24 protein-coding genes and 1 riboswitch are annotated in these 26798 nt (G+C 33.8%); of the genes, 5 read left to right on the top strand and 19 right to left on the bottom strand.

Translation table 11 applies throughout. The annotated features are described in order from the left end of the window. Nucleotides 1-78: 78 nt before the first annotated feature. The 16 genes from trxA to RM519_RS07775 form a co-directional block, all read right to left on the bottom strand. Nucleotides 79-396: a thioredoxin gene (gene trxA, locus RM519_RS07850; RefSeq protein ID WP_311593139.1), complete on the bottom strand. Its 318-nt coding sequence runs from the start codon at nucleotides 394-396 to the stop codon at nucleotides 79-81. Nucleotides 397-521: 125 nt separating this feature from the next. Continuing rightward, nucleotides 522-1478 carry a methylenetetrahydrofolate reductase [NAD(P)H] gene (metF, locus tag RM519_RS07845; protein WP_311593138.1) on the bottom strand — a complete coding sequence of 319 codons (957 nt, stop codon included), beginning with the start codon at nucleotides 1476-1478 and terminating at the stop codon, nucleotides 522-524. Between the two features lie 69 nt (nucleotides 1479-1547). Continuing rightward, the gene (gene metH, locus RM519_RS07840; protein ID WP_432280182.1) at nucleotides 1548-4235 is read right to left on the bottom strand and encodes a methionine synthase; all 2688 of its coding nucleotides are present in this window, start codon (nucleotides 4233-4235) and stop codon (nucleotides 1548-1550) included. A 104-nt stretch (nucleotides 4236-4339) separates the two neighbouring features. Further along, nucleotides 4340-4621, bottom strand: a complete 282-nt coding sequence (locus RM519_RS07835) for an antibiotic biosynthesis monooxygenase family protein (protein ID WP_311593136.1) — start codon at nucleotides 4619-4621, stop codon at nucleotides 4340-4342. Further along, nucleotides 4618-5607, bottom strand: coding sequence for a homocysteine S-methyltransferase family protein (locus tag RM519_RS07830; protein WP_311593135.1), 990 nt, complete (start codon nucleotides 5605-5607; stop codon nucleotides 4618-4620). Before RM519_RS07830 ends, RM519_RS07835 begins: the two co-directional genes overlap by 4 nt. 122 nt (nucleotides 5608-5729) lie before the next feature. After that, nucleotides 5730-6065, bottom strand: coding sequence for a 2Fe-2S iron-sulfur cluster-binding family protein (locus RM519_RS07825; RefSeq protein WP_311593134.1), 336 nt, complete (start codon nucleotides 6063-6065; stop codon nucleotides 5730-5732). A 77-nt stretch (nucleotides 6066-6142) separates the two neighbouring features. Continuing rightward, nucleotides 6143-7198 carry an NAD(P)/FAD-dependent oxidoreductase gene (locus RM519_RS07820; protein WP_311593133.1) on the bottom strand — a complete coding sequence of 352 codons (1056 nt, stop codon included), beginning with the start codon at nucleotides 7196-7198 and terminating at the stop codon, nucleotides 6143-6145. Beyond that, entirely contained in the window at nucleotides 7191-7775 is a 585-nt protein-coding gene (locus RM519_RS07815) for a precorrin-2 dehydrogenase/sirohydrochlorin ferrochelatase family protein (RefSeq protein ID WP_311593132.1), read from the bottom strand. Before RM519_RS07815 ends, RM519_RS07820 begins: the two co-directional genes overlap by 8 nt. Beyond that, complete coding sequence (locus RM519_RS07810; protein WP_311593131.1) at nucleotides 7772-9871, bottom strand: HEPN domain-containing protein; 2100 nt, start codon at nucleotides 9869-9871, stop codon at nucleotides 7772-7774. The genes RM519_RS07815 and RM519_RS07810 overlap by 4 nt, the downstream gene beginning before the upstream one ends. Before the next feature lie 34 nt (nucleotides 9872-9905). Further along, nucleotides 9906-10535 carry a phosphoadenosine phosphosulfate reductase domain-containing protein gene (locus RM519_RS07805; RefSeq protein WP_311593130.1) on the bottom strand — a complete coding sequence of 210 codons (630 nt, stop codon included), beginning with the start codon at nucleotides 10533-10535 and terminating at the stop codon, nucleotides 9906-9908. 146 nt (nucleotides 10536-10681) lie between these two features. Beyond that, complete coding sequence (locus tag RM519_RS07800; protein WP_311593129.1) at nucleotides 10682-11095, bottom strand: RrF2 family transcriptional regulator; 414 nt, start codon at nucleotides 11093-11095, stop codon at nucleotides 10682-10684. A 98-nt stretch (nucleotides 11096-11193) separates the two neighbouring features. Then, nucleotides 11194-12438, bottom strand: a complete 1245-nt coding sequence (locus RM519_RS07795; RefSeq protein ID WP_311593128.1) for a neutral/alkaline non-lysosomal ceramidase N-terminal domain-containing protein — start codon at nucleotides 12436-12438, stop codon at nucleotides 11194-11196. A 25-nt stretch (nucleotides 12439-12463) separates the two neighbouring features. Further along, the gene (locus tag RM519_RS07790; protein WP_311593127.1) at nucleotides 12464-13627 is read right to left on the bottom strand and encodes a trans-sulfuration enzyme family protein; all 1164 of its coding nucleotides are present in this window, start codon (nucleotides 13625-13627) and stop codon (nucleotides 12464-12466) included. 50 nt (nucleotides 13628-13677) lie between these two features. Then, nucleotides 13678-14646: an alpha/beta fold hydrolase gene (locus tag RM519_RS07785; protein WP_311593126.1), complete on the bottom strand. Its 969-nt coding sequence runs from the start codon at nucleotides 14644-14646 to the stop codon at nucleotides 13678-13680. A 67-nt stretch (nucleotides 14647-14713) separates the two neighbouring features. Further along, a riboswitch (SAM riboswitch) is annotated at nucleotides 14714-14813 on the bottom strand. A gap of 152 nt (nucleotides 14814-14965) precedes the next feature. Next, the gene (locus tag RM519_RS07780; RefSeq protein WP_311593125.1) at nucleotides 14966-16234 is read right to left on the bottom strand and encodes an O-acetylhomoserine aminocarboxypropyltransferase/cysteine synthase family protein; all 1269 of its coding nucleotides are present in this window, start codon (nucleotides 16232-16234) and stop codon (nucleotides 14966-14968) included. Between the two features lie 327 nt (nucleotides 16235-16561). Continuing rightward, complete coding sequence (locus RM519_RS07775) at nucleotides 16562-16987, bottom strand: DM13 domain-containing protein (RefSeq protein WP_311593124.1); 426 nt, start codon at nucleotides 16985-16987, stop codon at nucleotides 16562-16564. A gap of 232 nt (nucleotides 16988-17219) precedes the next feature. On the opposite strand from RM519_RS07775, the gene metK reads away from it, so the two are divergent. Next, complete coding sequence (metK, locus tag RM519_RS07770; protein ID WP_311593123.1) at nucleotides 17220-18473, top strand: methionine adenosyltransferase; 1254 nt, start codon at nucleotides 17220-17222, stop codon at nucleotides 18471-18473. A 128-nt stretch (nucleotides 18474-18601) separates the two neighbouring features. Here the strand turns inward: metK and RM519_RS07765 are convergent, their stop codons facing one another. The 3 genes from RM519_RS07765 to RM519_RS07755 all read right to left on the bottom strand — a co-directional run bounded on the left by RM519_RS07765 (nucleotide 18602) and on the right by RM519_RS07755 (nucleotide 23085). Beyond that, on the bottom strand, nucleotides 18602-21283 hold the full coding sequence (locus RM519_RS07765; protein ID WP_311593122.1) for a carboxypeptidase regulatory-like domain-containing protein: 2682 nt from the start codon (nucleotides 21281-21283) through the stop codon (nucleotides 18602-18604). Nucleotides 21284-21319: 36 nt separating this feature from the next. Beyond that, complete coding sequence (locus RM519_RS07760) at nucleotides 21320-22162, bottom strand: GLPGLI family protein (RefSeq protein ID WP_311593121.1); 843 nt, start codon at nucleotides 22160-22162, stop codon at nucleotides 21320-21322. Between the two features lie 65 nt (nucleotides 22163-22227). After that, entirely contained in the window at nucleotides 22228-23085 is an 858-nt protein-coding gene (locus RM519_RS07755; RefSeq protein WP_311593120.1) for a GLPGLI family protein, read from the bottom strand. 146 nt (nucleotides 23086-23231) lie between these two features. Between RM519_RS07755 and RM519_RS07750 the strand changes: the two genes are divergently transcribed. The 4 genes from RM519_RS07750 (at nucleotide 23232) to RM519_RS07735 (ending at nucleotide 26765) form a co-directional block, all read left to right on the top strand. Then, nucleotides 23232-23600, top strand: coding sequence for a hypothetical protein (locus RM519_RS07750; protein WP_311593119.1), 369 nt, complete (start codon nucleotides 23232-23234; stop codon nucleotides 23598-23600). Between the two features lie 22 nt (nucleotides 23601-23622). Continuing rightward, the gene (locus RM519_RS07745) at nucleotides 23623-25134 is read left to right on the top strand and encodes a sensor histidine kinase (protein WP_311593118.1); all 1512 of its coding nucleotides are present in this window, start codon (nucleotides 23623-23625) and stop codon (nucleotides 25132-25134) included. Then, complete coding sequence (locus RM519_RS07740) at nucleotides 25124-25798, top strand: response regulator transcription factor (RefSeq protein WP_311593117.1); 675 nt, start codon at nucleotides 25124-25126, stop codon at nucleotides 25796-25798. The genes RM519_RS07745 and RM519_RS07740 overlap by 11 nt, the downstream gene beginning before the upstream one ends. 352 nt (nucleotides 25799-26150) lie before the next feature. After that, nucleotides 26151-26765, top strand: a complete 615-nt coding sequence (locus RM519_RS07735) for a deoxynucleoside kinase (RefSeq protein ID WP_311593116.1) — start codon at nucleotides 26151-26153, stop codon at nucleotides 26763-26765. The last annotated feature ends 33 nt before the right edge of the window (nucleotides 26766-26798 follow it).

Raw genomic sequence — 26798 nt, 5'->3', positions numbered from 1 at the left:
ATTCTTGACTACGTTCAGAATGACATAAAAAAAGGCTCAACTTTCGTTGAGCCTTCATTTATCTTTGGAGCCTGCTTCTTATAAAGCGGCATCAATTTTTCCAGTGTATGTTGTTTTGGGAGCAACACCAACTTGCTTATCAACAACTTCTCCGTTTTTGAACAACAATACTGTTGGAATGTTACGTACACCATATTTAGCAGCAAATTCCTGATTTGCATCAACATCAACTTTACCAACAACTGCCTTTCCTTCGTAATCAGTAGCAATTTCTTCGATGATTGGCCCAACCATTCTACAAGGTCCACACCATGCTGCCCAAAAATCTACTAATACTGGTTTGTCTGACTTTAATACTACTTCATCAAAAGTTGCATCTGTTATTTCTAATGCCATAATTTTATTTTTAATCCGTTATTAATTCGTTTTTACATTGCAAAAATAGAAAAATTATCCCCTGAATTTTATGAATTTTATCAGTTTTATTTATAACAGTATTTAGGAAACTAATTTTAAATCAACTAAAATATTGCTTTTGCAATAGCCTGGATGTTGCTCGACTTACCCATAGAATAATAATGCACGCCTGGAACGCCTGCCGCTATTAATTCTTTACTTTGTTGAATGGCCCATTCAATTCCGACTTGGCGCACTTCTTTATTATTTGAGCATTTTTGAACTTCTTTTATTAAGGCTTCTGGCACATCTAAGCTAAACACTTGAGGCAAAATTTGCATGTGTCGTTTTACCGCTACAGGTTTTATTCCTGGTAAAATTGGAACATTTATTCCCATTGCTTTTGCAGCATCACAAAACTCAAAGAATTTTTGATTGTCAAAAAACATTTGCGTAACCACATAATCAGCACCTGCATCTACCTTTTCTTTTAATCTCATTAAATCGGTTTGCATGCTTGGAGCCTCCATATGCTTCTCTGGATATCCTGCAACTCCCACACAAAAACTAGACGTGTGTTTCGTTTCAATTTCATCGTGTAAATAATTACCCTTATTCAATTCTGAAATTTGTTTAACCAAATCAGACGCATATGCATTACCTCCATCTGTAGGTTTAAAATATTGTTCGTGTTTGGCAGCATCACCTCTCAATGCCATGATATTATCAATGCCTAAATATTGACAATCAACTAACACATACTCTGTTTCTTCTTTTGTAAAACCACCACATAATACATGTGGCACTGTATCAACATCGAACTTATGCTTTATTGATGCACAAATACCAACTGTACCTGGGCGCATCCTCGTAACTTTACGCTCTAACAACCCATTCTCTCGTTTTACATAAATACATTCTTCTCTTGATGTAGTCACATCAATAAAAGGAGGCTTAAATTCCATCAAAGGCTCAATATTATCATATAAATCCTTGATGTTTTGCCCCTTTACTGGCGGAACCACTTCAAAAGAAAATAAGGTTTTTCCGTTGGCATTTTTTATGTGATCTGTTACTTTCATTTATGCTGAATTTAGTTCAGTATCGTTTTATTTTATATGATGAGACACTTCGACAGGCTCAGTGTGACATTAACTATCTACAATATTTGGGTTTAACCATTTCTCGGCTTCTTTTAAATCTACTCCCTTTCTTGCTGAATAATCTGCTACTTGATCTTGAGTGATTTTTCCAAGTCCAAAATATTTCGCTTCCTTATTTCCAAAATAGTATCCAGAAACAGAGGCTGCCGGCCACATGGCCAAACTCTCTGTTAATTCAACTCCAATTCTTTCTTTCACCTTTAAAACTTCCCAAATCGTTAATTTTTCTGTGTGATCTGGACAAGCAGGATACCCCGGCGCAGGACGAATACCTTTATATCCTTCTTTGATTAATTCTTCATTAGATAGTTCTTCATTAGCAGCGTAACCCCAATAATTAGTACGGACTTCTTTATGTAAAAATTCTGCATATGCTTCTGCAAAGCGATCTGCTAAGGCTTTTACCATAATAGCATTGTAATCATCGTTCTTAGCCTCATAGGCCTCGGCCAATTCTTTAGTTCCAAATCCAGTTGACACACAGAAACAACCCATATAATCCTGAATTTCGGAATTTTTGGGAGCAATAAAATCCGCCAATGCAAAATTTGGTTTGCCTTCTCTTTTATCTAACTGCTGACGAAGAGTTCTGAAAATGTGTTGTTCTTTTTTGAGATTCTTCGTTTCACTCAGAATGACATCCACCTCAATATCATCGTCATTAATTGCGTTCGCAGGAAACAATCCAAATATTGCTTTGGTTTTAAGCAACTTCTTAGAAACGATTTCTTTTAACAATTTTTGAGCGTCTTTGTATAACTCCGTTGCTTGATCTCCTACAACCTCATCTGTTAATATCGCCGGAAATTTACCATGTAAATCCCAAGATCTAAAAAACGGGCTCCAATCTATAAATGGCAATAATTGCTCTAAAGTAATATGCTCTAAAACGTAGGTTCCTAACTTATTTGGTTTAGTAATTTCTGTAGTATTCCAATCTATTTTGAATTTTCTTTCACGAGCCACATCTAAAGAAATCATTTTCTTTTTCTTAGTTCTCTTCAAGAAATTATCTCTAAACTCTTCATAATCCGATTTCAATTCGGTTATATAAGAATCTGAATCTTCTTTTAACAAATCTCCTGCAACAGTAACCGCTCTAGACGCATCATTTACATGGACAACTGCATTTTTATATTGTGGGTCAATTTTCACTGAAGTATGCGCCTTAGACGTTGTTGCACCACCAATCATTAATGGCAACTTAAAATTAAGTCTTTCCATTTCTTTGGCCAAATACACCATTTCATCTAATGATGGTGTAATCAATCCGCTCAACCCAATAATATCTACATTTTCTTCTTTGGCTTTTTCAATGATCTTTTCAGGTGGCACCATAACACCCATGTCAACAATTTCATAATTGTTACATGCTAATACAACTCCAACAATATTTTTTCCAATATCGTGAACATCGCCTTTTACCGTTGCCAATAAAATTTTTCCGTTAGAATCAGACGAACCTTCCGTCCCTAAGGATTTCTTCTCTTCCTCAATAAATGGTAGCAAATGAGCAACCGCTTTTTTCATTACACGGGCAGATTTAACAACCTGCGGCAAGAACATCTTCCCTGCACCGAACAAATCACCAACTACATTCATTCCAGTCATTAAGTTTCCTTCAATTACGTGAATTGGTCTTTCTGCCTTGGAACGCGCTTCTTCAACATCTTCAACTATATACTCATCAATTCCTTTTACCAGGGCCCTTGTAATTCTATCTTGTAAAGGCTCTTCTCTCCAAGACAAATCAACAACAACCTCTTTTTTCGTTCCTTTTACCGTTTCAGCAAAATCTAATAAACGTTCTGTTGCATCATCTCTTTTATCAAGGATAACATCCTCAATATGCTCTAATAAGTCCTTCGGTATATCATCGTAAACCTCTAACATTGCAGGGTTCACAATTCCCATATTCATACCTGCCTCAATGGCATAGTATAAAAACACGGAGTGCATGGCTTCTCTTACTGTATTATTTCCTCTAAAAGAAAAAGACACGTTACTCACACCACCACTTACACTAACATGTGGTAGATTTTGACGAACCCATCGCGTTGCTTCAATGAAGTCGATTGCATTTTTTCTATGCTCATCCATTCCTGTAGCAACCGGAAAAATATTTAAATCGAAGATAATGTCTTCAGGTGCAAAATTTACTTTTTCGACTAAAACGTCATAAGAACGTTTCGCAATTTCAATTCTTCGCTCATATGTATCGGCTTGTCCAACTTCATCAAAAGCCATCACAATTACCGCAGCACCATAACGTTTTATTTTCTTAGCATGTTCTATAAACTCAGCCTCTCCTTCTTTTAAACTAATAGAATTCACCACACATTTACCCTGAACAACTTGCAATCCCGCTTCAATGATATCCCATTTAGAGGAATCTATCATTAACGGAACTCGTGCAATATCTGGTTCAGAAGCAATTAAATTTAAAAAGCGAACCATTGCTGCCTTTCCGTCGATCAAACCGTCATCCATATTCACATCAACAATCTGCGCTCCTCCTTCTACCTGATGACGTGCAATAGCCAACGCTTCATCGAACTTCTCCTCTTTTACCAAACGTAAAAACTTACGAGAACCTGCTACATTAGTACGTTCACCAACATTAATGAAATTGCTGTGCTCGTCAATAATAAGAGGTTCTAAACCGGATAATCTCATCGGTTTTCTCTGGATTGTATTTCTATTTTGATTACTCAACTTCACTTAATTTTTTGAGACTTCTCGACTAGGCTCGAAGTAACTTTATTAATTAAAAATTACATCTATTTATAATGCTGAACCGTTGGAAATGGCTCATAAAAATGATGTAATAGTTTTTTCCAATCTTGATATTCCTGTGATTCTCTAAATCCTATTTCGTGATCCTCTATGGTTTCCCAATTCACTAATAGAATAAATTTATCATCTTCTTCGATACACTTTTTCAATTCGTGAGAAATATAGCCCTCCATTGAACAAATAATTATTTGTGCTTTCGAAAAAGCTTTTTCAAATTCATCCGACAATCCTTTTTTGATATTTAAAATGGCTACTTCTAAAATCATACCTCTCTTGGAGCATAATTAGATGCAACTTCAGCAATTGCATTGATATGCTCAGGAGTTGTTCCACAACAACCACCAATAATATTGATCAAACTCTTATCTAAATATTCCTTTATTTTCCCGGCCATTACTTCAGGCGTTTCATCATATTCTCCAAAAGCATTAGGTAAACCAGCATTTGGGTGTGCAGAAACTCCAAAATCTGTTCTATCTGAAACGACTTGTAAATATGGTGTTAATTGATCAGCACCCAACGCACAATTAAATCCAACCGTTAACAAATCTAAATGCGATACTGAAATTAAAAATGCTTCCGCTGTTTGACCAGATAAAGTTCTTCCAGATGCATCTGTAATAGTACCGCTTACCATAATTGGAATATTAATTCCTCTCTCTTCATTCACTTCTTCGATGGCGAATAGTGCTGCCTTTGCGTTTAAAGTATCAAAAATAGTTTCTACTAATAATATATCGACCCCTCCATCGACTAAGGCTTCCGTTTGTTGTTTGTATGCAATACGCAATTCATCAAAAGTTACAGCTCTATATCCAGGATCATTTACATCTGGAGACATGCTCGCAGTTCTGTTCGTTGGCCCAATAGAACCTGCAACAAACCTTGGTTTGTTGGGCTCTTTTGCTGAAAACTCATTTGCAACCTCCTTGGCTATTTTTGCTGATTGAAAATTCAACTCATATACCCATTCCTCCATATCATAATCTGCCATGGCAATTGTAGTCCCAGAAAACGTATTCGTTTCTACAATATCCGCTCCGGCTTCAAAATACTTTGCATGAATTTCTTTAATGGCTTTTGGCTGTGTAATAGACAACATATCATTGTTTCCTTTAACCGAAGTATGGAAATCTTTAAATTGTTCCCCGCGATAATCTTCCTCCGTAAAATTGTACTGCTGAATCATGGTCCCCATTGCTCCATCTAACACGAGAATACGTTCTTTTAATATTTTTTTTAATTCTGACATTCTTTATGACTTCACTTATGCATTTCCTCGGTAGAGGAAACGATGGCAAAGATATTTAATCTACTTGCCAATTACTATATAGATTCCCTAAAAAAACCCTCAATAAATTGAGGGCTTGTCTTTTATACTTCCGATTCTGGTGCGAGTTCAATTTCGAGTCCCTCTAACTCGGGGGTTATGGCTATTTGACAGCCCAACCTGCTATTGTCCTCTACATAAAATGCCTCCGCTAACATTAAATCTTCATCTACGCTCATTTCTGGTAATTCATGATTAGAATGTACGTAGCACTGGCAAGACGCACACATGGCCATTCCGCCACAAATACCTACTGTACCTTCTGGAGCCAACTCATAAGCTCTAACCACTTCCATAACATTCATTGCCATATCTGTTGGGGCTTGAATATCATGTGTTACACCATCTCTATCCTTAATTTTAATATTTACGTCTGACATTACTTTTTATTTAAAAAAGGTTCCCGAAAATTCGGGAACCACAAAAATACTCATTTTCGTATTTCTTATTGATAGGATTACCCTATACTTTTTACAACTGCTGCTTCGGCTTTCTTAGTTTCTCCATCGAAACCAGTTACACCATTTACCGTTGTGTATTTCATAACATAACGCTTGCCTGGATTGATGATATTATAAGCATATTGCACAGCAATAGTTGCTTCATGGAAACCACATAAAATCAATTTCAATTTACCAGGGTAGGTGTTTACATCACCGATCGCAAATACGCCCGGTATGTTGGTTTGATAATCCAAGGCATTGTTCACTACGATAGCGTTCTTTACAATTTCTAATCCCCAGTTACCTATTGGGCCAAGTTTCGGTGACAATCCAAATAACGGAATAAAGTGATCTGTTTCTTTTAAAAATTCACCTTTCTCTTTGTGCTTTATCTTGACAGAATCTACGTGATTTGTTCCGTAAATTTCTTTTACTTCAGCATCAGTAATTAGGTTTATTTTACCAGCGTTGTATAACTCTTCAACTTTCTCAACCGAATCTAAAGCTCCTCTAAATTCTTTTCGTCTATGTACCAGTGAAACTTCACTAGCAATATCGGCCAAATAAATAGACCAATCTAATGCAGAATCACCTCCACCTGCTATAACCACTCTTTTATCTCTGTAAATTTCCGGATCTCGAATAATATATTCTACTCCTTTATCTTCAAAATCTGCTATACTTGGAATTGGTGGTTTACGCGGCTCAAAAGAACCTAATCCTCCTGCAATAAATACCGCTGGAGCATAATGTTCTGTTCCTTTATTTGTTACAACTTTAAAAGTTCCATCCTCTAATTTCTCAATAGTTTCAGCACGTTCACCTAAGGTATATCCCGGTTCAAATGGTTTAATTTGTTCTGCTAAATTATCTATTAATTCACCCGCCATTACTTCTGGAAATCCAGGTATATCGTAAATAGGTTTTTTAGGGTAAATCTCTGAACATTGTCCTCCAGGTTGCGGCAATGCGTCTATTAAATGACATTTTAATTTTAATAATCCTGCTTCAAATACGGCAAACATCCCTACTGGCCCTGCCCCGATTATTAATATATCTGTTTTAATCATTCGTTCTAAGTATAAAACTTTGTGTTAATTTATTTAATCTTGAAACCTTTTCTGAAAAGTTCCCTTTAATTGTTCTTCTATAAATATTTAAATTTTCTACAAGGTCATCAACATTCTCTGGAATTACTTCCTCAAAAAATTGACGTAACCTCTTCGCCATTGTAGGTGATTTACCATTGGTAGAAATTGCAACTTTTACGTTGCCCTTTGTAACAATACCTCCTAAATAAAAATCGCATAAATCAGGAGTATCAGCAACATTAACTAACAGCTGCTTTTGTTTTGCATCATAATGAATCTCCTTATTCACATTTAAATCATTAGTAGCAGCAATAACCATATGTTGTTTATGTAGCAGATTGCTCGTATATGGCCTCCACATTAATGGGATCTTATGTACTTTAGCCAAGGCTATTATATCTTTAGAGAATTCTTTTGCAGCAACTACCACATTTGCATTTGGGCTCGATTTTAATAAAAAAGATAATTTCTCAAAACCAACGGTACCCCCACCAATGATCATTACATTGAGCTTGGATACTTTTAAAAATACTGGATATAAATCGTTCTTCATCATACTACGGATTTAAGTTCAACTTCTCTAAATTCTTCAATCGACTTTACAAATAATTTAGCATCTTCTAAATATTTCAAAGCGAAGTCTTTTGAAGGTTTGTTTTGGTTAATTTGATATACAAATGTACTAAAATTGGTTGGTAAATTAATGATTCCTGTTTCTACAAAATGCGAATCAAAATCTCTTACAATTCCAGCATGTGTATTTGTCTTTTTACTTTCTGAAAGCAATAAGGCCTTTGCCGCATTCACAATGGCTGCATAGGAATGATAAATGCTATCTGACCATTTCTCAATTACTATTGTTTCTTCAGCATTGGCAATCTTTTCCTCACTTTCATAAATCAACGTTTGAATAAGATCAATAACAACTCCTGCACACTCTCCTACTCCTATTGCCTTGACATATTTTTTATCATTACCCCAATCTATAAAATCGCTTGGAATTAGATTTTCAATATTGGCCAATGGTTTTAATAATTCATAAAAATACTTCTCCCCTTGTCGGTCGTAGTAATTTAAAAATCTTTCTTCTTTTTCAGCATTTTTTCCATAATCATTTAGCAAATATCTCAAGGCTTCATCACCTCTTTTACTCGGAATTTTAATCACCTTATCAGAAAACCGTCCGTTTCCATTGCCCAAATTTCCTCCACCTAACAGCACCTGCAATGCCGGAGCAACTTGTTTGTCCTTTGTTCTAATTGTCATCCCTTGGAACCCAATTTCAGACATGTTGTGTTGTCCACAAGCATTCATACATCCACTAATTTTAATGGTAATATCTTTGTTATTCGTATACTGCGGATATTCCGTTTTTAAAACCTCCTCTAATCTATCCGCAATTCCAGTACTACTAGAAATTCCTAGATTACATGTATCAGTTCCAGGGCAAGCCGTAATATCTTGAGTTGCGTTATAACCTAATTCAGCAAAGCCAAGTTTACCCAATTCCACAAAGAAAAATGGTAATAACTCCTCTTTTACATGCTTTACTAAAATATTCTGACGTAAGGACAAACGCAATTCATCACCTGCATAATTCTTAATTAAATCGGCAAGTAATCGTGCTTTATCAGTATAAAAATCACCTAATAACACTTTTATTCCAATAGCAAATAATCCCTCTTGTTTTTGTTGAATCACATTAGATTCTTTCCATAATTCAAAGGCTTCAACTTCGTAGCTTTTAACGACTGGATTTGCAATATGTGACAAATCGATAGGCTGTTCAAACTCATTAGTATCAATAGCAACGGTATGATTAGACAAAGCCAATCTTTCTTCATTTACCAATTCAACAAAAGCATCAAATCCAATATCTTTTATCAAAAATTTCATTCGAGCTTTAGCTCGTCTAGATCGTTCTCCATAACGATCAAATACACGTAAAACACCTTCCATTAGTGGAATAATCTTATCCGACTCTATAAAATCATACAACACATCACCATGTCTAGGCTGCGACCCTAAGCCACCACCTGCAAGGACTTTAAACCCTTTCTTCCCATCTTTAATTTTGGCGATAAAACCTAAATCGTGCATATAGCTCAAACCTGTATCTGCCTCCGTCCCAGAAAAAGAAATTTTGAATTTACGTCCCATTTCTTGACAAATTGGGTTTCTTAAAAAGAAACGAAATAAGGCATCTGCATACGGAGATACATCAAATGGCTCGTCTTTATCTATCCCAGCCGTTTCAGAAGCTGTTACATTTCTAACTGTATTACCACAAGCTTCACGAAGTGTGACATCACTCTTTTCAAGTTCTGCCCACAACTCTGGAGTCCTATCTAAACTCACATGGTGAATTTGAATATCTTGTCTAGTTGTTATATGCAAACGTCCTCGAGAATATTCATCTGACACATCACAAATACGGTGCAATTGATCGCTTGTAACTCTACCAAAAGGCAATTTAATTCGAATCATTTGAACACCTAATTGACGCTGCCCATAAACTCCTCGAGCCAAACGTAAACTTCGGAACTTCTCTTCATCTACCTTGCCCTCTTTAAATTCTCGAATCTTACGTTCCAATTCAATGATATCTCTCTCTACAATTGGATTTTCGAATTCTGTTCTAAAACTTTGCATAATTAGTGTTCTTTGTTAGTTTATTCTAATTCTTTTAAGCGTGCAAACCACACTCTCTATTCTCTAAAACTTTTGTTGGATCAAAGTATTTAAATTCGTTCGGCAATTTTCTCTCTTCTAAATACAGATCTAGTTCTGTATCTGACCAATTATAAAACGGGCTTACTTTTAACACACCATCCGCACTTAATGATAAAATATCGATACTATCTCTAAATGCAGTTTGTCCTTTTCTTAGATTCGTAAACCATACATCAGGTTGATGCTCGGTCATAGCACGTCTAAACGGCTCTAGTTTAACTTGCTCTGTAAATAATTTATGGTTTGGATCCTCTATTTGAGGAATTCCAAGTGTTGCATCTCTATGACTTGTCGTTTGTTTCGGAACGTATAAATGTACATTCAACTCTAATTTTTCAATTAACTCGTTAGCGTGGTTATAAGTATTTGGAGTATTATAACCGGTATCGCACCAAATTACTTTTACATCTGAATTCACCGATGTTACCGCATTTAAAATTGCCACTTCATAGGGTCTAAAATTTGTCGTTACCACTGGGTTTTGAGCCACCTCTAATGCCCATGAAATAATTTCTTCTGGCCTTTTACCTCTCAACGATTTATTCAATCTCTCAACTTCTGCTCTATTTAATTGTATGCTCATTTGTACTACATTTAGGTTCTTTTCTTCATCCTTTGTCGATATAAAAGTAATTTCCTATCGACTTACTAGACTTAAAGCAGCAAATGTACACTATTTCTATTACCCTACAAGTTTGATAGGATAAAAATAACGTTAAATTTAAAAAATTATTCTGAAATTAAATCAGCCAAAGAAGTATGGCGAAAAATTTGAAGTGTACTATCTCTAACCTGAATCATCAACTTATTAACGCTACACGCATTTTCGTCTGGGCAATCGTCACATTTTTCATAGAAATTTAAACTAACACATGGTAGCATAGCAATTGGTCCTTCTAACACGCGAATAACATCAGTCATAGGCACGTCAGCCGCATCTTTAATTAAATAGTAGCCTCCACCTTTTCCTTTTTTAGAACCAAGAATTCCGGCTTTACGCAATGTCAATAAAATACTCTCCAAAAACTTTTGAGATATGTTTTCACTCCTAGAAATTTCAGCAATTTGTACCGGACCTTTTACATCTCGGCGTGCTAAAAATGTAAGTGCTTTTAATCCGTATTTTGTTTTTTTCGAAAGCATAAACCTATTAAATTGATAGTTTGAATAGGAAGTAAAAATGCGAAAAATCTTTTACATAACCTAACAAGCCCATTTAGTATGGGTTTACAAGAAAACTTTTACTTTGGAATTACTTTATCTATTTGTTCTAAAACAGTAGGACCCGCTTCAGCACCTGCAGACATTCTTGTTAAATATTCAGCATGTGGTATAGTTGTTCCTTCTTCAAAATATGAAGGTTTTAAAATATAGCCCATTGCATCTAAGGTAAGTCCCATAACAAACTTTGGTTCAGAATTCATTAATTCTTTTGAGTAAAATGAATAGGCAGGAGGTGTCTCTCCAGGATGAGTTATAAATTGTGCGGAACCAATTGAAAACCATGCAACTTCTGTTGTTGTCGTTTCTCCAATTTCTCTTTTTATAACTCCTAATTTAGATAACTGACTCCAACCAGGATTTGAAACTGGTAATTCAAACACGCTATTAGCAAATTGAATCTTAGATGATTCCATTGGCTTCATTTGTTTCAACTGTTCTTTAACTGCATTTGCTAATTCTGTTCCTCTTTTAACTCCAATTTCGAAAGATTGATTTTCTTTATCAGGTTGAACCCAACCACCAATTGCTCCCTGCAAAAAAAGATGTTCTCCTTTAACTTCTTTAGCCATTTCATTGTAAAAAACTCCTACGAAATCTGCTGAAACTTCATTATGAACTGCATCGTAAATTGTAGGATGACATGCAAAATTAGTTAACGAAGCAACATTCTTTCCTGAATCATTTAAAAATTGTAGTACTGTTAATGATCTATCTATTTCAGGTTCAGAAATATTATGTACCCACTTTTCTCCAAACGTACCTGCTGAATATCTCGTTGAAACAGGATCTAGATTCTTACTTGCCTTAGCAATTACTTGCGCCGTAGTTTCTATCATCTTCTCCATATACTCATCATCCACACCACTTTCTATTTGACTTGCCCCCCAAATTCCCACAACATCGGGCCCTGTATGCACGTGGTTAGAACTAATAATAATACGTTCTGCCGGTAAATTAATAGTTGAAATTAAACTAGCTGCTCTTTTCCTTATTTTTTGAACATCTGGGTACAAAAGTCCAATACAATCTAATGTAACAATTGCCAAGGAAGATTCACCATTATTAATTACGACTGCTTTAGCGTAAATGGAATCATGTACTCCCGTAAATTTCCGATTCTTTTTATCTCCAGCTATAAACATTCCAACATTCGGATTAATATTCGATGAAGATGCACCAGCCATTAACTGCTTTTTTTTGGTAACTGTAGAACAATTAATGCATAATAAAAGAGTAACAAATAAGGCAAAAACGTTTTTCATAAATAACTTTCTATATTATCAATTTTTACAATCCTTGACTAAGATCCGAAATAATATCATCGGCATTTTCTAATCCAATAGATATTCGCACAGAACCATCTGTAATCCCAACTTCCAATCTATCTTCTAAGGCTAATTTACTATGAGTTGTCGAAGCTGGATGTGTTACAATAGTTCTAGTATCACCTAGATTGGCAGAAAGTGAACACATTTTAATTTTATTTAAGAAATTTCTACCTGCTTCTATACCTCCTTTTACTTCAAAGGCAATGATATTACCTCCTAATTTCATTTGCTTTTTTGCAACTTCGTATTGTGGGTGCGATTTTAAAAATGGGTATTTAACCCAATTTACTTTCGGATGTTCTTCTAAAAACTCTGCAATTTTAAATGCATTTTCACAATGTTTTTCAACTCTTATTGCTAGTGTTTCTAAACTTTTAGATAACACCCAAGCATTAAATGGAGACATCGCTGGCCCAGTATTCCTTGAGAACAAATAAATTTCTCGAATTAAGTCCTTTCTACCAACCGCTACTCCTCCAAGAACACGTCCTTGACCATCCATTAATTTGGTTGCAGAATGAACAACGATATCTGCACCAAATTTAATCGGTTGCTGGATATATGGTGTAGCAAAACAATTATCTATTACCAATAGTAGATTATGCTTTTTTGCCAAGGCTCCTAATAACTCTAAATCAATGATATCAATTCCAGGATTTGTTGGAGATTCAGCATATAATATTTTGGTATTTGGCTGAATTAAACCTTCAATATCTTCAGGTTTGTTAATATCGAAATACGAAGTTTCTATGTTCCATTTTGGCAAGTACTTTGTAAATAAAGAATGTGTTGAACCAAAAACAGATCTCGCAGACACTATATGATCTCCACTTTTTAACAAAGCCGCAAAGGTCGAAAAGATAGCAGCCATACCAGTTGCAAAGGCGTAACCGTCTTCAGCACCTTCCATTTTTACAACTTTTGAAACAAATTCGCTTGTATTTGGATTCGAAAATCTACTGTATAGATTTTTCTCTTTCTCTTCTGCAAAAGAAGCTCGCATATCTTCGGCATCATCAAATACAAAACTGGATGTAACATACATTGGAGTAGAATGTTCTGAAAATTGAGAACGCTCATTTTGCGTTCTTATCGCTTCTGTTTCAAAATTGTAATCACTCATAATTTCTATATTTATACATCTCGACTCCGCTCGATGTGACTTATTTTATTTTAAAAAATATCTTTCAACAAAATATTTAATTGGTCAAATTCTATTAAAAATCCATCATGACCATAAATAGATTTTATCTCCTTTAATTCATTTCTTACACCTGCTTCATTAAGTAACGCTTCTGTTTCAACATTCTCTTCTGGAACGAAGAATATGTCTGTATCAATCGTAACCTGAGTCACTTTTGCCTTAATCAATTTCGCAACTTCGACGAACTCTCCTCTTCCTCTAGTAATATCTATATGCGTTAATAAATGATTCATTAACTGATAAGATTCTAGATTAAATCGTTCTTCAATTCTTTTTCCATGATGCAACAACCAACTTTCTGAATTAAATATCCCTAACTCTTCATTGGTCGATCTGTTAAATCTATGTTTAAATGAAACGGCTGTTCTATAAAAAAGCATCGCCATTAAACGTGCATCGTGCATTGGTCTTTTTGAATTATTCAATATTTGCTCTTGTGTAAGATTGTGTGCAATAATCCAATCTGAAGTTTTCCAATCAGATCCTAAGGCAACCAAGTGCTCCATTAAGTCTGGAAACAACACCGCCATTTCCCATGCAATTCCTCCTCCTAAAGACGGTCCAATTACCGCGTAAAGTTTAGAAATCTCTAATTTTTGTAATCCCAAACCAAATATTTTTGCAATATCTCTAGGTTTAAAATCTTTATAGTTTTTGATGAGTTTATCAGAATTCTCGTCATATCCATTTCCAGGAATATCAAAAGAAATAATAGTGAATTTATCAGTATCTATTAATTTCCCTTTTCCAATAATTCCACTCCACCAACCATTTTCTCCAGCAACTTCTGAGTTTCCGGTTAAAGCATGACTTACCTGCACAATTGGAGCTGTATGTAATGGCTTTCCAAAAATTTGAAACGTCAAATCAAAATTTGATGTATAACCTGTTTCAGTTGTAAAATCTGAAATTGTAATATGTTGTAATTGTTGTGTCAACGTACTTAACTTTTAATTTAATACGATTGAAAATGAAATAAGGAAAGTGAATTGTTTTGAAATTCATCTGTTATCTATCCAATTTGGTAGAATTTAGCACCTTCTTTAAAAGTAAAGGGTTGCTAAGGCTTCATCGGGTCTAATCCCTCTGCCTTTCTTTATAACACAATCAATAAGTATCTGAACTTGACCGCAAAGTAATGCATAAAAAAAATAGCACGCAATGAATTTGAAATTTTTCTTTAAATTTCAAATAAGAATTGAGAATAAGCAACATTGGCCACCTATTCTCAATCTGAAAATTTAACAATTCTTAGTTTTAAGCCAATGCTTGTTCAATATCTGCAATAAGATCAGAAATAGCTTCTAACCCCACTGACAAACGAATCAAGTCTTTGGTGACACCACTTGCTTCTTGCTGATCATCATTTAATTGTTGATGTGTAGTGCTCGCTGGATGAATAATCAATGATTTAGTATCACCAATATTGGCTAATAAAGAGAATATTTTTGTTTTATCAGTAAACGTTTTGGCCGCATCAAAACCACCTTTAAGACCAAAAGTTACAATTCCACTTTGTCCTTTAGGTAAATATTGTTTTGCTAAATTGCTGTATTTACTACTTTCTAAACCAGGGTAATTTACCCAAGCAACATTGTCATTTGTCTCTAACCATTTTGCCAATGCTAATGCATTTTCGCTATGTTTTGCAACTCTAATTGGTAAGGTTTCTAATCCTTGAATAATTTGAAATGCGTTATATGGACTTAAGGCTCCGCCATAATCACGCAAACCTTCAATTCTAACTTTGGCTATATATGCAATAGCACCCAAGGCTTCGGCATAATTTAATCCATGATAACTTGGGTTCGGCTCTGTAAATTCGGGGAAATTACCATTGGCCCAATCAAAGGTTCCAGCATCAATAATAACCCCGCCTAGTGAATTCCCTTGACCTCCAATATATTTAGTTAAAGAATGAATTACAATATTTGCACCATGTTCAATTGGGTTCAATAAATATGGAGTTGCAACTGTATTATCTACTATAAATGGAATTTTAGCCGCTTTGGCTTCTTTAGATATTGCTGCTAAATCCAACACATCTAATTTTGGATTTCCTAAACTCTCTACAAAAATGACCTTGGTGTTTTCCTGAACCGCTTTTCCAAAATTACTTGGATCAGAAGCATCTACAAAAGTTGTTGTAATTCCCAATCTTGGCAAGGTGTTATTTAAAAGGTTGTAGGTTCCTCCATATAGCGAACTTGAAGCCACAACATGATCTCCACTTTTCAACAAGGTTAATAATCCGGTTGAAATCGCAGCAGTTCCAGAAGCAAAAACTGCCGCGGCAACTCCACCCTCAATCGCTGCCAAACGTTGTTCTAAAATATCATTTGTAGGATTATTTAATCTTGTATAAATAAATCCAGGCTCTGCAAGGGAAAATAAATTTGCAGCATGATCTGTATCATTAAAAACATATGAAGTTGATTGATAAATTGGCACAGCACGTGTTCCTGCTGTAGTTGCTGTATCGTGTCCCGCGTGTAATGCTTGCGTTGAAATTTTTTGAGTACTCATTTTATATCTTTTTATATTTTTTTGACTTTTTTTTATTTAGCCTTCATTTCGGTATTACCACTGGGCTCTTTTTTAGTTGTGGCAATACCCAAGCATTATCATTATTTTCATGATTTCTTCATTTTAATTTTTGATCAAAAAAAAGCCTCTGAACAATTCAGAGGCTTTCAATTTTATTGTGAAATATTCAAACAAAACAACCCTCTGCGTATAAACTACACATCATAAAGCCCATTTTGTTAGATATTTTATTCATTACCCTAGTTAATTGGTAGGCAAATATAAAAGAATATAAATTACATGACCAAATAAATTATGAAGAAAATTTTATTTTAATTCGGCATGTCCAAAGCTGACTAAGAAATCGACGCACCAAATACTTACCACGTTGTATTTATTCAAATCGGTGCCATTAGGAATGGCGTATTCGTAATTGCCTGAAAGACCTTTTAGATCGCCTAGATCTACAAAATCGGTAGAATTTTTATCCGTAGAAAGATATACCAATAGTTTTGGTCCATCATCTGATTTAAAGTTTCTGAAAATTAATTTCGTCATTTCTTTATTCACTTCAGCTGTACCCGAAGTTGGGTGTGCATCAGAAACAAATGAACCACTGATAAACGCGTTTGGGGCAATCATAGGAGAATTTACATCTACAACAGGGTCTTCTGGAATTTCCATATCATCAGAAGAACTGCAAGAAATATTGACTACTAAAAGAAGAACAAGTAAAAAGTTTAGTTTTTTCATTTTAAATGGTTTAATGCTTTTAGTCCTTAAAATCAATTCAACTTACAAATAAAATAATTCGATTATTTTTTTAGGTATTGATTTTAATTGTTATAAATTTGCACCCGAATCACAGAGGAAAAATTTGAACTGATTGCAACCTCTTCAAAAAAAATGCTAAAGCAGTAAGTGTATACTTCCCTTTGGCTTTTACTTTTTTTCTGGATTCTCTAAAACATTAAAAGTTAAGACTATGTCATATTTATTTACATCAGAATCTGTGTCGGAAGGACACCCTGATAAAATTGCAGATCAAATTTCAGATGCATTAATCGATCGTTTTTTAGCGTTTGATAAAAGCTCAAAAGTAGCTTGTGAAACCTTAGTAACAACCGGTCAAGTAATACTTGCTGGAGAGGTAAAATCTACGGCTTATTTAGATGTTCAAAAAATAGCTAGAGATGTTATTAATAAAATTGGATACACCAAAGGAGAATATATGTTCGATGGTAATTCTTGTGGGGTATTAAACGCAATTCACGAGCAATCGCGAGATATTAACCAAGGTGTAGATAGAGCCTCTTACGACGAGCAAGGAGCTGGAGACCAAGGAATGATGTTTGGTTATGCTACGAAGGAAACGGAGAACTTTATGCCATTGGCGTTGGATTTAAGCCACCGATTATTGATTGAATTGGCTGAATTAAGAAGAGAGTGTACCGACATTCCTTATTTACGTCCAGATGCAAAGAGTCAGGTTACGATAGAGTATTCTGATGATAATGTACCACAACGAATTGACACGATTGTTATTTCTACACAACATGATGAATTTGATGCCGATGAACCAATGTTGGCAAAAATCAAAGAAGATTTAGTTGGTATTTTAATTCCAAGAGTAATTGCAAAATTACCTGCTAAAATTCAGGCATTGTTTAATGACGAAATCACCTACCATATTAACCCAACAGGGAAATTTGTAATTGGCGGACCGCATGGAGATACAGGATTGACAGGAAGAAAAATTATTGTGGATACATACGGCGGAAAAGGAGCGCATGGTGGAGGTGCTTTTTCTGGAAAAGATCCAAGTAAAGTAGATAGATCAGCGGCGTATGCCTCTAGACATATTGCAAAAAATTTGGTAGCGGCAGGAGTTGCTGATGAAATTTTAGTTCAAGTTTCATATGCTATTGGTGTAGCTCAACCAACATCTATAAATGTTGAATCTTATGGAACTACTAAGGTTGATTTAACAGATGGTGAAATTTCTAAAGTGGTAGAGCAATTATTTGACATGCGACCAGCAGCTATTGAAAAACGTTTGAAATTACGTAACCCAATTTATTTAGAAACTGCAGCTTACGGCCATATGGGTAGAACTCCAGAGGTAAAAACCTTAGAATTTACATCTACTGAAGGAAGAACCGTTGCGTTTGAAGTAGAGACTTTTACTTGGGAAAAACTAGACTATGTAGAAAAGGTAAAAAGCGCTTTTAATATCTAATAGAGCACATATAAAGTGAAAAGCAGCAGGAGAATATAATTCTTCTGCTGCTTTTTTATATATAGAAATCAAACCTCTAAAAACAGTTCGATTGACACAATCATTTAGTCGTATAAATTATCTAATAATTACAAATTATATTTAACTGTAAACATTAAACGCAACGGCATTACGTAATAACTTGTAGCCGTTGTAAATGTTTCGTTAAAACTGTCTCGGTTTATAGATTCGTTATCGGTTAAGTTCTTACCTGAAAAGATAAATTCCCAATGGCTATCTTTCTTTTGATAAAACAAACTAGCGTTTAAAAAAGAATAGGTGTTTTCTATAGTATTGGTTCCATCTCTATAATTATAATAACTATAATCTGCTATAAAACTAAAATCTCGTAGAAATACTACATCTAATTTCGCAAAAGGTCTGTCGGTTGTAAAATCACTACTTCTTGTAGATGAATCGTACTGATTAAATGTTTTGGCATACCCAATTTCCAAATTTGGTGCAGTTTTAAAATTGGTAGCAAAGCTTGCTGTATAATTTTGAGTAAATGATTCTGAAACATTTGGTCTGTTATTTACAATACCATTTAATTTTGAATAATTTAAACGGGCGCTTGCATTTACTTTAAACTTTCCAAATCTACGACCATAACGCGCATTACCACTAACAACTTCGTCTGCTAAATTCGAATTAAATGGTGTATTAATCGTTTGGTTAAATCCTGTAAATTCTGAAATATTTTTTATATCATTTGCCTTCTTAGAATAGGTGATTGAAGCGTTCATATTTGTAAAATTGAACATACTAAAACTGAAAAAGTTCAAATTAAACCTATTATAAACCGCACTTTCTAGGTTTCTATTCCCTTCAAACATAGAGTTGAAGTTGTTTAGAATATATCCTTCAGACAACCTGTTAATATCGGTATACTCACGTGTCATGGAATAATTGAATCTCAAATTTTGAGATTGTTTTATTTTCCATTGAACTAGTAGGTCCGGTAAAACCTCAACATCCGTATTTGAGTTTTCTGTTCCTAACTGAGTATCTTCTGTAAAATAATTATGAACAGTAAATCCTGGGGTAAACGTAAACTTTCCAGTTACCGCTTTATAATGCGCACCTAAGAACACATCATTAAATTGGAATTTTACATCGTTAGTTAACTCTTCATCTCCGAAGTCAAGGCGATCTCCATTATTTAAAATTTGAAAAATATTAGAATCAAAATTTTGATGACTAATCGTACTTCCCAACGTAAAATTTATATTGCTTTTATTATTTAATACATAGTAATAATCTACTTTACCATCAAATTTAGTAGTGCGCACGTCTTTTTGTTGAGACATATCATACACCGTTTGTGGAACGGTTGGAATAATATTATCGAATGGTTGGCTACTTCTTAAATAATTCAATAATGGGTTTTCTTCTGTATACAAATGTTGCATTTCTACAGAAACTACATTGTTATCATTTAGCACCTTATAGTAACTCAAATTTTGATTAATTGAAGAAGGAGATTGCTCTTGATTGTCTACAATATTCTCCGTGTTTCCATTTACAAAAGATTCGATACCTCCTATTTCTTCTTGTTTCGATGTTTTCATTAAGACATCATAATCAAAATGCGTTTCCGCATCAGGTACATAATTAGCACTTAGCTTTAACATTCCTAATTTAGAACGCTGACTATTTACACTTTCTCTAATTTCTAAATTATCTGTTACTATATTTCTGGTAACAGTCTCGGTAAACATATCTACTTCAGAATCATTAAATATGGAGAAACCACTAATGGTTAATTCTTTTTTAGGCGAATACGTAAAATTGGCTGCACCAAATCGTGAAATCACTTCTTGTGCCATATTATTTTGCATCGCAGAAAAACCCAATCCTCCGTCAGAAACATTGAAACTTGTACCTCCTCTTCTCATCATGTTTTGAAAACCTCCTGAAAACCGATAAAAATCTTGTCGTGTAAAAGGCACTTCCCCAATATTATTTAAATCTGCAATGATATTTATACTTGTTTTTGGGCTGTAATAGAAAAGTTTAGGATGCACTAAGTAGCCTTCTTCCGTTCCGACCCCTGCTGCAATATCTCCAAACCAAAAGTTCTTTTTCCCTTCTTTTAATTTAATATTGATGGCAACATTATCAGAATCATCTCCCATTCCTCTCATTGGTGAGACTTCGTTGTAATTTCTTAATACTTCTATTTTATCAACTGCGTTGGCTGGTATATTTTTAGAGGCTATTTTAGAATCTCCATCAAAAAAATCTTTCCCTTCTACCATAACCTTCTGAACCGTTTTTCCTTCGACTTCAATCTGCCCATCCTCAGTAATTTCTACCCCAGGAAGTTTCTTTAAAACATCTTCTAATTTTTTCTCCGCGCCGTTGGTAAAAGAATCAGAATTATAAACAATGGTATCACCTTTTATAGTAACAGGCATATCAAAGGTAAGTTCAACCTCATTTAAGGTATTATCCTCCTCTTTCAAAGTGAAGTTTTGCGCAATATCAGCAGAGCCATCAGGCAAATTTACTTCTGAATTTTGCGTTTCAAAACCAATATAACTGATTCTAAAACTATAGGTATTATTAGTAGGAAGCACTAATTTATATTCACCCTTATCGTTGGTAATAGAGTACGATTCAACTTTGTTAGATCCTTTTACAAACGCAATAACATTTGCTAGTTCTAATGGGTTTCCTATACTGTCTTTAATTGTTCCTTCTACTCTAGCCGTTTGAGAATAAGACGTGAATCCTATTAAAAATAGGACAAAAAATATATTTTTCATTTAGTTAGTTGAATTTAAAAAACGCTTAAGTATTCTTTAGTTTCGAGAAGGTCTACCACCGCCACCTCTTCTTTCATTTCCATACATCTCGCGCATTTCTTTCATTTTTTTAATAGTTATTTCCCTATACTCTTCTGCTGTAACTACCTCTCCTTTTTTTGGCATTTTAATTTCAGCTTTCTCCTTTGGGTTTAGCACTATTTTCGTGCAAACGATTTGCGTATTATCAGCATTAATTTCTAGAATTAACCCTGGCAAACCCCAATACGAATCCGGTCCATGACTAACCGGAATATCTGGTGTATACCAAGCAACCACTTCTATTTCTTTTAAAGAATCCTTTGGTTTATCGGTAGTATCATTATTATTTCCTCCTCTTCCTCTTCCAAATCTAAAAGCCTCTACATTTGGTGCCATCTTCTTAGCAACTGCCTTGAAACACAAATGTTTCCCAACTACTTTAGACTCATCTAAAAATTCCCATTCCAATTTTTCCAATTCATCCTTTACCAAAAACTCTTTTCCCATTAAATTTTGTTCCTGAGTATATTGTTGGTCTTTAATGTTTTTATAGTTTTTCCCTGCTCCAAATCCACCAAATCGCATACCTCTACCTCCTTGTCCTGGCCTGTCTAATTGTTCTTCTTCTTTGTATATAGACTCCGTTGAATTGAAACTTAATTCAAATACTTTCTCAAGACGGCTTTTCATTCTCTCCTTAATTCTCTCTTGCTGATCTAATGGAATATTGCTCCCTTCCAAATTTAAATCTATAGTGGTTTTGGTTTGGTACGTGGCTTTTCCTTGAAAACCTTGCCCAAACGATAAAATGCTTGAACATAGAACTAAGAAAACAAAAAGGGTCATTGTATTTTTCATAACTAAACTATTTATAATTCATTTAAACCTAAGACTTCAAAAATTACAAAAAGTTTAATCAACTATTAACCCCCTATTCTAATACTAATGGACTCACCGCCTCCGCCTTTTCGTTCTCTTCCTCCATATTGTTGCTGCATCTCCTTCATTTTCTTTTCCATTAACTTTCGATACTCAGTTTGATTCACCACTTTTCCACTTGTTGGCTCTTCAATCTTATCCTTAGTATTCATTACAATTTTAGTGCATAAATAAGACATACTATCTCCATCATGCAATTCTAAAATAAGACCTGGCAAGCCCCAATAATCGTCTGGCCCATTACTTACAGGAATATCTGCAGTATACCAAGCCGTAACTAAGCGTTCATTCTTCTCTCTTTCAACATCTTTAGATTTTTCTTCATCATCACTATCTACTCTAAAAGACATACTTTCTACTTCTCTTTTAGCCACCGCTTTAAAACATAAGTATTTACCGATAATTTTTGATTCATCTGTAAATTCCCAGTTATAAGTTTCTAATTCATCTTTTACTAAAAAACTCTTTCCAAATAAATCTTGTTCATTTGCAAACTTTTTAGTCTTTGTATTCTTGTACTGTTCTAAACCAGCATTTCCACCCATTACCATTACACGCATCCCTCCTGATTGGACATTACCAGACGGAGCATCTAGTTTCTCCTCTTCTTTATAAATTGAAGCCTCTTTATTAAAAGTTAATATATAAGTACGCTCAAATTGCTTCTTTAACATGGCTTCCATTTTTTCTTTTTGAGCATCGGACATTTCAGAATCTTCAAGACTCATTTCCATTTTACGTTGAGTTTGATAATATGCTTTTCCCTGAAAATCTTGTGCATTTACCAAATAACTAATCAAGAATGCACAAATAGTAACTAAGTTTAAAATAAGTGTTTTCATTTTTTTAAAAGTTTAAATTATATCTACAAAAGTAACTGGCATTAGTACAACACAGCGTTAATGAGTGTTAATGAGTGTTAACCGCCTTTTTCCTTCTAATTTAACTACTTACTTTTGAACCAACTAATACTAAACAATCACTAGTCATGAACAAAAATATAATCCTTACAATTGTTTTTCTAAATATTACTTTTTTTGGGTTTTGTCAATCCAAAACAAGACCAGAAATTAAGGTATCAACAGTTTCAGATTTTAAAATTGAAACCGATAATTTTGAAGAGTTATCAGATTTTGATTGGAATATGATTAAAGAAATGTTTGAAAACAACGATCCTGAAGAAAATATTACTTTAGCATTTGTTTACATCAAAAAACCAACAGATTTAAATGAGGCTATTTACATAGATGATTTAACATTTAAAATAACAGGTAAATCTTCAGAAATTGATAAACTGACAAAACAAATGCAAAAGACATTGTCTAAAATTGCAAAAATAGATTTTAAAGCAAAATAATATTATTTGAAATAGAACTGGAATGAATACTAAAAAATATCAATGGATTATCATATTAATTGCGGTTACAATTGTAACTACAATTGCCGTGCAGTTCTACTGGAATTTCAAAAATTATATTGAAAATAAAACACGTGTAAACAATGAAATTCAGAATAGTTTAGACAACGCAATTGATGAATATTATAGTACCATTTCTAAGGACAAATTCTTAACGATAGTTAGTTACGACAGTATTAATAACAATCATAACTTATTTGCAAATTTCCAATCAGACATATCGGACACAAGTTCAAATAGTAAAAGAAAATTTAAAATAAATTCATTAGAAATAAAAACTGATGATCCTGAAGAATTTGAAAAAATGCCAGACCTCATCAATCAATTATTGTTTGATGGAGACAGTATGGAATTTGAAGACTTAAATGAAAAAGACACTCTTATAGAAAAAAGACCATTACGCATTTATCATGATAAAAAAAATACGGATAGTTTACGCGTTATAAAGGGAATTCAGTCCGTGATGATTGCTTTTTCGACGGATACGATAAACATAAAGCAATTAGATTCACTATTTTTAAATCAATTGGCTAAAAACAGTATTTCTACTCCTTATTATTTTGAATTTAAAGATCGTGACTCAATTTTACAAACCAACAATATAGAAAGGTTAATATTTGATTACAAAGTAGGTTCAAAATCGACTTATTTAAGAGATCATCAAACTTTTACTACGTTTTATAAAGATCCAACTTCAGCTGCACTAAGGAAAAGTTCATTCGGCATTCTTTTATCTTTTATTTTATCCTCTGCAGTAATACTATGCTTATTTTATTTATTAAAGATAATCAATCAACAAAAGAAACTTTCAGAGATTAAGAATGACCTGATCAGTAATATTACTCATGAGTTCAAAACACCTATTACAACTATAGGTATAGCACTAGAAGGATTGCAAAATTTTGACGCCATTAAAAGTCCTGAAAGAGCACAAAGTTATGTTAGCATGTCTCAAGAGCAGTTAACTAAACTAAACTTGATGGTTGAAAAACTTTTAGAAACGGCAACCTTAAAAAATGGCCAGTTTACTTTAGAAAAAGAGCGAACGGATGTGGTTTCATTAATAAAAAGTATTGCAGAAAAACAGCGTATTGCAAACCCATCTGCAACCATACAGTTTTCTTCAGCTTTAAAAAGCAAAGAATTTAATTTAGACATATTACATTTTGAAAATGCCATATTAAACCTGATAGATAATGCCATTAAATATGGAAATGGATTGGTAGAAATATTAATACAAGATGATTCCTCCGTATTAATTATGGATAACGGCCCAGGGATTCCACAAAACCAACAAAAGAAGATTTTTGAGCAGTTTTATCGAATTCCAACTGGCAATGTCCATGACGTAAAAGGCTTCGGTATTGGCTTGCATTACACTAAAAAAATTATCGAAAAGCACGAAGGCCATATCAGTGTTCTTAGTAAAAAAGGAAAAACAATTTTTAAAATTTCTCTCGCCCATGGATCATAAAATAAAAATATTATTGGCGGAAGACGAACCCGCCTTAGGTCAAATTATTAAAGAAAGTTTGACTACACGCAATTTTGATGTTACACTTTGTACTAATGGTGAAGAAGCATTTCAACAATATAAAACCGATGCTCCGGACATATTAGTATTAGATGTTATGATGCCAATTAAAGATGGTTTTACATTGGCAAAAGAAATTCGTTTTGAAAACGAGCATATTCCAATTCTTTTTCTAACAGCAAAATCACAGGTTAAAGATGTTGTTGAAGGGTTTGAAATTGGTGGTAACGATTATTTAAAGAAACCTTTTAGCATGGAAGAATTAATCGTGCGAATTAATGCTTTATTAAAACGGCAAAAATCTAAAAATGAACCGATTAATATTGGAAAATATACCTTTGACTTGTTAAAACAAGAATTGTTATTTGGCACTTCTAAAGAAAATTTAACACATAGAGAAGCACAATTATTATGGCATTTACATATTCAGAGAAATAAGGTATTAGAACGCTCAATAATTTTAAAAAAATTATGGGGTGATGATGACTTTTTCAATGCCCGAAGCATGGATGTTTTCATTTCAAAACTCAGAAAAAAACTAAAACAAGACGCAAACATTCAAATCATTAATATTAGAGGTTTTGGCTATAAAATGATTTGCTAAAGTTTTTAATAATTATGGTCACATTATTTTATTCCAGGTACTTTCGACATTTACTTGTTTACCTCTTTTATAAGATTACAAATCGAAAACCGTTAGCATTTTTTCGGGTGAAATGATAAACTTCAAATCATACACTAAAACACAGATTTTAATACAGTGCAATTCATCAGTGTTGATAAAACCCTTGTTTTTAATCGATATTTGTATTTAGAGAACACTTTGATTCACTAAAAAATAATTAAATTAGCATTCTGTTTTTCTTAAAACTTCCTATACTTTAATCGAAGCAAACAGACTAACAAACAAACCTTTATAAGGTAAATCAAATTTTAAAGTTTATAAAAAATAAATTATGCACGTAGCCATTGCAGGTAATATTGGAGCCGGAAAAACAACCCTCACAAAACTTTTAGCCAAACATTATAAATGGACACCGCATTATGAATCGGTTGATGAAAACCCATATTTAGATGATTTTTATGGTGAAATGGAACGTTGGAGTTTTAATCTTCAAGTATTCTTTTTGAATAGCAGATTTAGACAAGTTTTAGAATTAAGACAAAGTGGTAAAAATATCATTCAGGATAGAACCATTTATGAAGACGCCAGTATTTTTGCTCCCAACCTACATGCAATGGGTTTAATGACCAACAGAGATTTTAACAACTATGCATCTTTGTTTGAATTGATGGAAAACCTAGTAACTCCTCCTGATTTATTAATTTATTTAAGAGGAAGTATAGAGAAGTTAGTGGGACAAATTCACAAGCGTGGACGCGACTATGAAAACACCATTTCTATCGATTATTTAAGTAGATTAAATGAAAGGTACGAGGCATGGGTTAGCCAATATAGCAAAGGAAAATTATTAGTTATTGACATCGACAATTTAAACTTTGTAGACAATCCAGAAGATCTTTCTTCTATAATAGAACGTATAGATGCCCAGATACATGGGTTGTTTTAAGAAAATATATTAGTTTCATTGCACTACTAATAA

This window comes from Urechidicola vernalis (assembly GCF_031846385.1).
GTDB lineage: Bacteria > Bacteroidota > Bacteroidia > Flavobacteriales > Flavobacteriaceae > Urechidicola > Urechidicola vernalis.
Note: the sequence above shows the minus strand (reverse complement) of the source record. Positions and strands in the feature narration are given on the sequence as shown.